Annotated in this window: 3 protein-coding genes; all 3 read right to left on the bottom strand. The window is 77.0% G+C overall.

Translation table 11 applies throughout. The features are described 5' to 3' along the window. A partial coding sequence (locus tag FK498_RS18360) for a hypothetical protein (RefSeq protein WP_202614928.1) occupies window positions 1-681 on the bottom strand: 681 nt, incomplete at its 3' end. Continuing rightward, window positions 678-1,955 carry a Pvc16 family protein gene (locus tag FK498_RS18355; protein WP_141857110.1) on the bottom strand — a complete coding sequence of 426 codons (1,278 nt, stop codon included), beginning with the start codon at window positions 1,953-1,955 and terminating at the stop codon, window positions 678-680. The genes FK498_RS18355 and FK498_RS18360, both read right to left, overlap by 4 nt. Before the next feature lie 8 nt (window positions 1,956-1,963). Then, on the bottom strand, window positions 1,964-2,239 hold the full coding sequence (locus FK498_RS18350; RefSeq protein ID WP_141857108.1) for a hypothetical protein: 276 nt from the start codon (window positions 2,237-2,239) through the stop codon (window positions 1,964-1,966). Window positions 2,240-2,552: the final 313 nt, after the last annotated feature.

Here is a 2,552-nt window from a genome sequence, read left to right as displayed (position 1 = left end):
GGCCGCCACCGCCCGCCCGCCGCACTCCGGCGCGCCGAGCAGCACGGTGGCCTCCGCACCTGCCGCCGCGTGCACGACGCGTTTCAGCGCGCGCGGCAGGGCAGGCGCCTCGAGCGGCAGCAGCAGCCCGGCGGCCTGCTCGTCGAGCCGGTCGAGGCCGAGCAGGAAGTCTCGCACCCGGGGCGAGAGCCGCAGCGGCGCGGCCGCAAGCGGGAGGTCCGGCGCGATCTCCACGATCCTCAACCCTGCGAGCACGCCGGACGAGGAGAGCGCCAGCATGGCCGAGGGTGCGGCACCGCCGGCGAGCGCCACCGCGAGCCCGGCGGTGACATGCGGTCCCGGGCGACCCGGCCGGGAGAGCATGCCTGCCACGTCGGCATCGATCTCGGCGGCGAGGCAGAGGACGACGACATCGGTCTCGAGCCGCGACAGCCCCAGCCGCTCCGAGAGCGCGACCAGCGACGGCACCTGGCCGGCCGCGCGCAGCTCCGCCTCCGTCGCTGCCTGCTCCGAGGCCAGCCGCGCCAGATCCGACCGCACGGCCTCCGCATCCGTGCCCGAGGGCGCGAGATGGGCGGCGAGGGCGAGGCGGCAGCGCGCGATCGCGAGACCGAGATGCCGGTCGTTCCAGCCCTGCCAGTCCGGCAGCGTTCCGGGCGCGCGGGCGCGGTCATGCGTCATGGCACGGTGACCGCATCGGCGCTCTCCGCGCCGTTCACCCGCACGCGCACGGCCGCGCCGGAGAGTTCGGCCGCGGTTGCGCCGAGATCGGCGAGCCGCACCTCGACCGCGGTCGCGCTCGGCGCGGCCGTGGCGTTCGGCGGATCGCCCACGGCGGCGACGCGATCGCCGACGAACACGAGCGTCGCTGCCCCGGCGACGAACAGGCGCTGCCCGTCCACGCGCAGCCGGGCGGCGAGCGCGCCGGCGGAGGGCAGCATCGTCGCCGCGGTGACGCGCGGGATGAGCTGCAGCACGGTGGTGTCGGAGAGGTGGCGCGGCTCGGGCGGCGCGGGCAGGTCGGTCACCGGCACGCCGGGCCCCTCGCCCCCGCCGACACCCGATGGCGGGCGCTCGGCGATCACCCGCAGCGCCAGCGTGCCGGGCTGCAGCGCGGCGTCGTCCGGGATCGCAGCGGTGACGATGCGCCCTGTGGGCAGCGGCAGCACCTCGACGGGGGCGAGGTCGCCGAACTGCACGAGCGTGCGCGGCGCGCGCAGGTTCTCGCCCTCGATGGTCACCGTGTCGCCGATGCGCACGCGCCGTTCGCCCGGCCGTTCGCTGGGCGCCGGCGTGCGATAGGCATCGAGGATCAGCGGCGGACGGAACGGCTGGAGATAGATGCGCCGTTCCGTGACGGGCTGCGGCGCGGCGCGGTGCTCGCGCGGCAGGAGCTCCACCACCGAGACCCCGATCAGCGCGGCGCGGCGCAGCGGCGTGGTGTTCAGGGCGGACCAGATCTGGGTGATCTCGGCGAGATCGGCGCGGCGCAGCGTGATCGTCAGGCGCTCGGTCTGGCCGAGCAGTTCGAGATCCATCACCGGTGCGCCCTGCGGCGCATCCGGGATGGTAGCGCGCGTCACGCGCAGCGCCGGGGTGACGATCGCGTGCTCGTGCAGCACCGCGAGCGCGTCGGCCAGCGCCGCCTGCGCATCGATGTCGGCCGTCGCGTCCGTCTCGTCGGCGGCATGGCTGGTCAGCAGGTAGGTCAGATCCATGCCGAGCGGCGGGCGCACCGGCACGCGGCCGGCGGCGTCAGGCCGCGGCGGCAGGTTCGCCAGGTGCGGGTTGGGGACGACATGCAGGAGGTAGAGGTTCACGCGCAGGCCGCTTGCGCCGTCCGGTGCGACGTCGGGTGGGGCGAGCGTGACCGAGACGGTCTCCTGCCTCATGCGGTCGCGCAGCAGCGTGCGCAGCGTGCGCGAGGCGCCGGCGATGGGGAGGAGGCCGGGCATGGCGCGGCCTACCAGCGCGCCCGGTCGCGCGCGCTGCGCATCGCGGCGTAGCGGGCGAAGCCGCGATCGGGCGGCGGGGCGGGGGTGGGGGCCGGGCGTGGCGGCGGCGCCATCACGATCTCGATCTGGCCGATCGTGATCGTCGGCTCGCCGGCCGGCTGCGGCGACACGGGCTGCACGACGTGCGGGTGCGGCAGCGGCGGCTGGACGGGGGCAAGGGCAGGTGGCGGCCGGTCGGCCGGCGCAGGCGGCACGGCCGCGACCGGCGGCGGAGCATCGGGCATCGGCACCGGACTCGGTGTCGGCGGCGGCACTGCCGGTGCGCCTCGGGGGGAAGCGACCTCTTCCGTCGCGCGCGGCGCAGCCGGAGGGTGGCCGATCGCTGGCGCGGGCGGCTCAGGTGGCGGTGCGGCAACGACGGGGCGCGGCGCATCCGGCCGGTGAGGCGGCATCGCCGGCACCGCCGACGCAGGGGGTGCTTTGGAACGTTCGGGCCGGGTCGCAGAACTCGGCGGCCGGGCCGGGCGCGACGGCGCCGGCGGCGTTGCCCCTTCGGCCGCAGGCGCAGGCGGGGCGATCGCGCGGGAGGGCTGTGCC

The organism is Elioraea sp. Yellowstone (assembly GCF_006704265.1).
Taxonomy (GTDB): domain Bacteria; phylum Pseudomonadota; class Alphaproteobacteria; order Acetobacterales; family Acetobacteraceae; genus Elioraea.
This window is presented reverse-complemented; position numbering and strand designations above follow the sequence as displayed.

Excerpts from the sequence above, each read along its gene's own strand:
- FK498_RS18355 (WP_141857110.1), bottom strand. The coding sequence starts at position 1,955 with ATGCCCGGCCTCCTCCCCATCGCCGGCGCCTCGCGCACGCTGCGCACG.
- FK498_RS18350 (WP_141857108.1), bottom strand. The coding sequence starts at position 2,239 with ATGCCCGATGCTCCGCCGCCGGTCGCGGCCGTGCCGCCTGCGCCGGCC.